Genomic DNA, 6204 nt, shown 5'->3' with positions numbered 1-6204 from the left:
CTGCCGCCAGCGTTCAATCTGAGCCATGATCAAACTCTTCAATTAAAAAGTTTTATGTCTTTCGACAGCTCAATGAATTCTGAATTTATTTTAATATCTTTCGATATTGAATTGACTGTGCCGAATAATTACCGAAATAACTATTCTGTTGGTCACTCAGTTTTCAATTGAGACTCTAATTTGTTTGCCTCGCTACCTAAGTAGGTTGGCTGTTAGAACTCAATCTGTACGAGTGCCCACACAGATGATTGCTTTATATTGTTAAAGAACGTTTTGAGTCGCTTTAGCGTCTCAAGGGATGCGAATAATACACCCTTTATTTTTTGAGTCAACACTTAGTTTTAAACTTTCTTTTTAGATAATTTAAAACCGAAGTTTTATTTAACTCTCTGAGTTGTTCGTGCCTCGCTATGCGTTGGCGTTTCCCGTCTCAGTGGGGTCGCATTATAGGGAGATCCGAAAACAGATCAACCCTTTTTTTAGATCTTTTTACTGTTCGAACAAAAATAGAACAAAACCATGTAAAACCATATGAAAACCTTCCTAAGATGATGCTTTTTTGTGCTCTTATTTATTATTTAATACAAATATCATTGCTATGTTTGATTTAGACGTTAAGATAGCAAGTTCACAATGTTAAATTAATGTTTATTTCCTGTTTATTGGTAGATCTAAAATGAAATTACCCGATCAAAAATCTTTTATCTTCTCTGTTATTCTTGCTGTAGTTGGTTTTGTTGTTGTTGAGTTCGCTTTAGGCGGCTTAGCTTTAAACCCTGCATTACTATTTGGTGCTGGTTTATTAATAGGTGCGATTGCTATTGCTGCAATGTCATCTGATGTGACTGAAGAAGCTGAAGTTAAAACAAAAACGCTTTATGTTGGTAACCTTCCTTATCGTGCAAACGAAGGTGTGGTTCGTGCATTATTTGAAGAACAAGGCAAAGTATTCAATGTTCGTTTATTAAAGGATAAGAATACTGGCAAGCGTCGTGGCTTTGGTTTTGTTGAAATGGCGCAAGCTGATGCAGACAATGCAATTGCTAACTTGAACGATAGCGAGTTCCAACAACGTACTTTAAAGGTACGTGAAGCAAAACAAAAACAAGAAGATGATTCTAATGCTCTACGTACTGAGACGGATCAGTCAGTGTAACTAGCTTTACCGCTAGCTTATTGCTAAACACATCAGCCGTTGCATAATATTGCAGCGGCTTTTTTATGTCTGTTAGTTTATTCACACAGAAGTTAAGTTGGTTAAGTAGGTAGTTGACTCTGTTTGCTATCGCTACACCTGAATCAAGTAATTTTACATTCCCTTCAAAATACTGACTAATAGGCTCTGCTAATATTGGAAAGTGCGTACATCCTAATACAAGTACATCTATAGTTTTATCTATATGTAGGCCATCAAGCACTTGATGCAGCTTGTTTGTATCCAAAGACTCTGTAAAAAAGTATTGCTCAGCTAAAGTTACTAACTCCACACTGCTATATAGATTAACGGTTACATTACGAGCATGCTCAGTAATTAATGTTTTAGTGTATGAACTGGCGACCGTTGCCGGTGTGGCTAATAAGCCAATATGATTTGAACGTGTTAACTCTGCCGCAGGCTTTATTGCTGGCACAACACCTACTATAGGAATATCTGTCATTTGGCGAACAGCACTAAGTGCAGATGTAGAAGCGGTATTACACGCTATTACAATTAAATCAACATTAAGCGTATTAGCTTTGATGAAATGAATAAGTGAGCATAATCGGTTAATGATGGTTTTTTGGGATTGAGCACCATAAGGCAGTAATGCATTATCCATAAAATAACTGTACTGAGCATTGGGGATACTTTGCTTTATATGCTCAAGTACAGTAGTTCCACCAATACCTGAATCAAAGACCATTATATGCGCTGACAAACTACCGTTCCCACTTTACTTTAAGAACGGCAGTTTGCCATGAGGTATTTATAAAAGAAAGTAGTTTAACTTTGCGTGGTTTCTAAATCAGTAAGCCTGTCGGCCGCAGAATTTAACTGATTAAGGTTTTCGAACATAGACTTTGTGTAATCTACTAACTTATCTATTTGTTCCTGATCTTGATTTAACCATTGGAGAATGCCAGCTAGCTGATTTTGTAATCCAAGCTCACCCGCTTTTTCAAAAGCATTTTTAAGGTCGTCATTAAAAGGAGCTAAACCCTCCGCTACTTGTTTTTCTGGTGCTGGTCTATATTCTTCATAGCTTTTAACTGTTGCTATTGTTTTTGTTTGGCGTAAATCCATAGAAAAAGCCACCAGCTGATCGCTGTCTAAACTCAGCTCCTGCGCTTGTTCAAATGCTTCATCTAAATCACCACCAAAAAAGGTTTTACTTAAATCTTGTAAGTCTTCCATCATCGTATTAATAGCTTCTTGCTCTTGCTCATTTAAGTCACCATTAACCGACATCGAAAATGATACCTGCCGAGATTGCGATGATGAGCTTGCAAACGACTCGCTATTATTGTTTTGCTGATAGCCACTTGCCGACTGAGATTCAAATGCATCAGCAAAACTAATACTTACCTCATCACCTTCTGCGGTAGTAAATTTATACTCTGCATTACTCGTCATACTGACATATTGAGCCTGGCTTATATTTACGCTGGCAGATTGTGGGTTAAATAACGACTCTTCAAACTTATCAAGCCCATTGTAAATTCCCTCTTTGGACTTATTAATCCCCTCTTCCATGTCATCATTAAATACGCCTGTACCTTTGAGTTCATCAACAGCGTCGTCAATCCCTATTTGGACTCCTTTGCGCGCGTCGCCTAACATATCTTTGAGCTTTTCGTCATCAGCGCCGTTAGCTTTTGCTTTATTAACAGCACTACTTACAAAATCGAGTACGTTTTTTACTATTTCATCAAAATCAAATAGTGGTTTATCTGCTTTTTTTTCTGCGATAGGCAATCCAAGCTGCTCAGCCATTTTATCGCCAAGCACCTTTGCAGCCAACTCTCGGCCTCGTTGTTGGTAGCTATCTTGAGGAGACGTAATTGTAGGTTGCTGTATATCAGCTTTATTATTGAATTTATTGATGTTGTTGTTTGGCGTAAAGCCATAATTACCTATTTTCATGATTCGTCTCCTAAGCGTGCGTAGTTTATTATCGGCTATAACAATAAAAACTAAAGTACAATGTTCAATAAAACAGCATAAATGCTAGCCAAAACTAGACAAATACGCAGCGCTCCCTACAATAGCGCCGATAAACAGATCTTAGATAAGGTAGTAGCGTTAATGGCAGTTATTAAAATAGATACCACACAGTACCAAACGCAGTTAAGTGAAAAAGAGCAGCGTATTAGTGCACAGTTCCAACGTTTTGGTGTGGAGCAACTAGAAGTATTTAGCTCAGAGCCAACTAACTACCGCCAACGTGCTGAATTTAGAGTATGGCACGACGGTGACGATCTGTTTCACATTATGTTTGATCAACAAACAAAAGAAAAAATCCGTGTTGATACATTTGATCCAGCAGCGCCTCTAGTTGGTGAAATAATGCAGGTGATGATTGAGCATCTTAAGCCTTGTGAAATATTACGTCGTAAGTTATTTCAAATCGATTACCTATCCACGCTAAGCGGTGAAATTTTAGTAAGCTTGCTTTATCACAAACCACTTGATGATGAATGGTTAAGTGAAATTAAAGCGCTTAAAGAAAAACTAAGCAGTAAATACAAAATTGACTTTATCGGCCGTGCTCGCAAACAAAAAGAAGTGCTGGGTGATGACTTTGTAACTGAGCGTTTAACAGTTAATGGTCAAGAGCTTATTTATCAACAAGTAGAAAATAGCTTTACTCAGCCTAATGCAAAAGTAAATATTAATATGCTGGAGTGGGCGCAAGATTTATGTAAACCACTTAAAAATGATTTATTAGAACTGTATTGCGGTAACGGTAACTTTTCAATTGCGTTAGCGGGCTGTTTTAATAAAGTATTAGCAACAGAAATATCAAAATCATCTGTTCATTCTGCTCAATACAATATTGCTAAAAATAACGTAGAGAACCTAGATATTATTCGTATGTCTAGTGAAGAGTTTACTCAAGCAATGAATGGAGAGCGTACTTTCTCTCGCTTAGACGGTATTGACCTTAAAAGCTATGACTGCCAAACCATATTAGTTGATCCACCGCGCGCGGGCATGGATGAATTAACGTGTGACTTAGTGGCTAACTACGAAAGCATAATTTATATATCGTGTAATCCTGAAACCCTTGAGCGTGACCTTGATCACCTAACACGTACGCACAACGTTAAGCGCTTTGCTATATTTGATCAGTTCCCATATACACATCACATTGAGTCGGGTGTTTTCTTGCAGCGCAAATAACCAACCAAAATTAAAGTGCCAGTACTTTTATAAGTGCTGGTATTTGCTTTTCACTAAATACTTGAATACCATTTTTTATTAATAATGCTGTAGTTAAACCTAGCCCTTCGATTTTTACTCCGCGATGCTTTCCATCATATATTGTATTTCGTCCGCAAGAAGGGCTCGATTCTTTAAGTAGAGCAAAACGAACTTGATTCTTTTTACAGAGTTCTAGCGCTATATTAGCTCCAGTTTGAAACTGTTCTGTTACATCTTCTCCTAAATTAGTAATTACACTCCCCTGTATTATTTCAGCAGGAGCTCTAGGAGTAGGAAGCCCACCAGCGACCTCAGGACAAAACACAATTAATCTATTTTGTTTTTGCCACAAATTAAGCTGTGGATGCAAAATTGCGTGTCCTCTACCATCGTAGCGAACAGGCTGCCCTAGCAAACAACTCGATACTAATATTTTTTCCATCGCTATATCCTTATAAAGCAAAAAAGCTCCTTAAGGAGCTTTTTTTATTTTGGCTAAATTTATTTATTAGCTAAGTAATTAATCAGTTTGCTAATATCTTCTGGTTCAGTAATACCCGACTCACGACCTAGGTTTAATTTATACTTACCATTTACAATAAATGTAGGTACGCCACGTAGTGCGCCTTTTTCTTTAAAGTAGTCTTGATCGCGTTTCATTTTAGAGCTCAGCGTACGTACCGAGAAGCTTTTAAACAGCTTATCAAACTTATCGCCATCAACGCCCTGCGCTACAAATATATCTTTTACATCTGCAAGCTCATTAAAACTAGCGCGCTTTGTATGAATATGATTAAAGATTGCAGAGACAATTTTATCTTTTTGCGGAAGCACTTCTGCAGTAGCGAGTGCTTGGCTCATCATCTGTTGGTTTTCTGGGTCGCGTACACCTACAAAATCAACATGGCTCTTTTTAAATTTAACGTTTTTATCAAGCTTAGGCTTAAACTCACCAATTAGTGCTTCCATGTTATTACATGCAGGGCAGTAAAATGAGAAAAACTCTTTAATTTCTGGCTTTTTAGTTGCGCGCTCAGAAACAACGTCGTAATGCACGCCTTCTTCATACGTTGCTGCAAAGCTTGTTGCCGCCATAGGAAGTAGTACTGCAAGCAAACCTGCTTTAACTAATTTAATCATTATTATGCTCCGAAATTTATAGTGCTAATAAAAACGCTACTAACTCATCAAGTTCTTTTTGATTTTTGATGGTGTTGAGGTTTATTTTATATTTATCGTTAACAATAAAAGTAGGTACACCTGTAAGTGCGCCTAATTTTGAATATTTATTTTGTTTGTTTTGCATTGCTTGCTCAGCCGAAATAACTGGCATGCTTGCAATTTCTTGATCAAACGTTGCGCTATCAATACCGTTTACTTCAAGTAATTTTTTAACGTCTTTCATTTCAGTTAAAGGAGCACGCTGAACATGAATACTTTTAAAAATTTGATCGCTAATACTCTGCGCCAGACCATGCTGCTTAGCAATTAAGTAGGCAAAGCTTAAATTACTTTGTGCTTGTGGCGACACGCCACCTAAAAAGTTCACGTGGTTTTTAATAAACTCAGCGCCTTCTGGCAGGCCTTGTTCAATTGCTTTTGCTACTGGTTCAAACTTAAAACAATGTGGACAGTAAAATGAGAAAAATTCGGTTACTTGTGGTGATGTACTTTTGTCTACATCAATAACAGTGTATTGATTATCAACTTCAAACTGTGCAGCAAGTGCTGCAAATGGTAAACATAAAAGTAATAAACTCAGTTTTAATTTTTTAAGCATTTGTATCTCGTTGTACTTG

Annotated in this window: 7 protein-coding genes and 1 rRNA gene (1 of these 8 only partly in view); 2 read left to right on the top strand and 6 right to left on the bottom strand. The window is 37.3% G+C overall.

Features of this window, described 5'->3' with window-relative positions; translation table 11 throughout:
• Positions 1 to 45: ribosomal RNA gene (locus L659_RS0118030) — 16S ribosomal RNA — on the bottom strand (it extends 1491 nt beyond the left edge of the window).
• A gap of 631 nt (positions 46 to 676) precedes the next feature.
• Between L659_RS0118030 and L659_RS0118025 the strand changes: the two genes are divergently transcribed.
• On the top strand, positions 677 to 1156 hold the full coding sequence (locus L659_RS0118025; protein WP_007582860.1) for an RNA recognition motif domain-containing protein: 480 nt from the start codon (positions 677 to 679) through the stop codon (positions 1154 to 1156).
• Here the strand turns inward: L659_RS0118025 and murI are convergent.
• Positions 1119 to 1919, bottom strand: coding sequence for a glutamate racemase (gene murI / locus L659_RS0118020; protein WP_024591445.1), 801 nt, complete (start codon positions 1917 to 1919; stop codon positions 1119 to 1121). The two genes, L659_RS0118025 and murI, sit on opposite strands and share 38 nt — an antisense overlap.
• A gap of 65 nt (positions 1920 to 1984) precedes the next feature.
• Entirely contained in the window at positions 1985 to 3124 is a 1140-nt protein-coding gene (locus L659_RS0118015; protein WP_024591444.1) for a DUF5610 domain-containing protein, read from the bottom strand.
• A gap of 162 nt (positions 3125 to 3286) precedes the next feature.
• Between L659_RS0118015 and trmA the strand changes: the two genes are divergently transcribed.
• The gene (gene trmA / locus L659_RS0118010) at positions 3287 to 4384 is read left to right on the top strand and encodes a tRNA (uridine(54)-C5)-methyltransferase TrmA (protein WP_007582854.1); all 1098 of its coding nucleotides are present in this window, start codon (positions 3287 to 3289) and stop codon (positions 4382 to 4384) included.
• Between the two features lie 10 nt (positions 4385 to 4394).
• On the opposite strand, the gene L659_RS0118005 is transcribed toward trmA, so the two are convergent.
• Genes L659_RS0118005 through L659_RS0117995 form a run of 3 tightly spaced genes read right to left on the bottom strand, consistent with a single transcriptional unit; the run spans position 4395 to position 6185 of the window.
• Positions 4395 to 4847: a DUF523 domain-containing protein gene (locus tag L659_RS0118005; RefSeq protein WP_024591443.1), complete on the bottom strand. Its 453-nt coding sequence runs from the start codon at positions 4845 to 4847 to the stop codon at positions 4395 to 4397.
• 59 nt (positions 4848 to 4906) lie between these two features.
• Complete coding sequence (locus L659_RS0118000) at positions 4907 to 5545, bottom strand: thiol:disulfide interchange protein DsbA/DsbL (RefSeq protein ID WP_010555409.1); 639 nt, start codon at positions 5543 to 5545, stop codon at positions 4907 to 4909.
• Positions 5546 to 5561: 16 nt separating this feature from the next.
• Entirely contained in the window at positions 5562 to 6185 is a 624-nt protein-coding gene (locus tag L659_RS0117995; protein ID WP_024591442.1) for a thiol:disulfide interchange protein DsbA/DsbL, read from the bottom strand.
• Positions 6186 to 6204 lie beyond the last annotated feature (19 nt).

It is taken from the genome of Pseudoalteromonas sp. S8-8 (genome assembly GCF_000497875.1).
GTDB lineage: Bacteria > Pseudomonadota > Gammaproteobacteria > Enterobacterales > Alteromonadaceae > Pseudoalteromonas > Pseudoalteromonas arctica.
Note: the sequence above shows the minus strand (reverse complement) of the source record. Positions and strands in the feature narration are given on the sequence as shown.

Bases quoted from the DNA above. Each gene is read 5' to 3' on its own strand.
- trmA (WP_007582854.1), top strand. From the start codon at position 3,287: ATGGCAGTTATTAAAATAGATACCACACAGTACCAAACGCAGTTAAGT.
- L659_RS0118000 (WP_010555409.1), bottom strand. From the start codon at position 5,545: ATGATTAAATTAGTTAAAGCAGGTTTGCTTGCAGTACTACTTCCTATG.
- L659_RS0118015 (WP_024591444.1), bottom strand. From the start codon at position 3,124: ATGAAAATAGGTAATTATGGCTTTACGCCAAACAACAACATCAATAAA.
- L659_RS0118005 (WP_024591443.1), bottom strand. From the start codon at position 4,847: ATGGAAAAAATATTAGTATCGAGTTGTTTGCTAGGGCAGCCTGTTCGC.
- L659_RS0117995 (WP_024591442.1), bottom strand. From the start codon at position 6,185: ATGCTTAAAAAATTAAAACTGAGTTTATTACTTTTATGTTTACCATTT.
- L659_RS0118025 (WP_007582860.1), top strand. From the start codon at position 677: ATGAAATTACCCGATCAAAAATCTTTTATCTTCTCTGTTATTCTTGCT.